At 58.1% G+C, this 899-nt stretch carries 1 protein-coding gene; it reads left to right on the plus strand.

The genetic code is table 11. The annotated features are described in order from the left end of the window. On the plus strand, nucleotides 1–539 hold a 539-nt coding region (locus tag FY112_RS00175; RefSeq protein WP_151517334.1), incomplete at its 5' end, for a response regulator transcription factor. Nucleotides 540–899: the final 360 nt, after the last annotated feature.

Raw genomic sequence — 899 nt, forward strand, 5'->3', positions numbered from 1 at the left:
CAGCAGAGCTTTCCGCCGTGATCCTGGATTGTGCAGGCTGGCCGAGCGATGTTGCGCCTCTATGCGTGCTCCTGAAGAGCGCAGGGCTGCCCGTGGGTGCACTCATCGGCGGTGATATGCGTGCAGAGCACCTGCAGTTAATCAAGGCGGGCCTCGAAGGCATCACGCGTCCTTTGTCGCCTTCAAAGCTTCTCGCGTTTCTGCACGGCATAAAACCCCTGCCGCAGGCTGGAACCCTACCAAACTTTGCTGCCGCCGCCGAGATTGTCTTTGGGCCGCACGCCGTCGTGGTTTCAGGCAAGAGGGTAGCGTTTGCGCCTATGGAGATGAGAATCCTCGGGTTTCTATTAGAAAGGCAGGGGCAGATCAGTACCCGCGAGCAACACATTGAGGCCGTTTGGCGCGATCCGCACGCTGTAGAAAGTCGGGCGGTTGACGTGCATATCGGCCGGCTGCGAAAAGCGTTTGCAGGACTGCGTAATCTGGGGATTCGTACCGTGTACGGCGCAGGTTACGCTCTCGAATACCATGATCATTGATATCCGCATATCCTAGCCTCTAACGGGTTCACGGCGACGTAGGCGCCCGGATCTCTCCGGGGCTAAACAGGCGCGCTCCTAAAAGGGTCAGCGATAAACGAAGTGCCGCCGGTGGCGGCCACATGGATGATCGGCACCAATCGCCATACTTGGCAGGTTGTCGTGCAGGAAAAAAGCCCGGCCGCGCACAAGGCCACGACGCTTGAGAAGTGGGTGGCTCTGACGTGTGGTTCACGTTACCGCCTCGGGGTTGCAAATTTGGGAAAATTGCGAAACAGACGTCGGCTGAGCGGCGTTCGGACGTGATTGAATTGAGGCCCTTGTGAATTCATCTGTGGGATCGAAATGCGGCTCGATAGT

This window comes from Rhizobium sp. PEPV16, from assembly GCF_008919455.1.
Taxonomy (GTDB): Bacteria; Pseudomonadota; Alphaproteobacteria; order Rhizobiales; family Rhizobiaceae; genus Rhizobium; species Rhizobium leguminosarum_Q.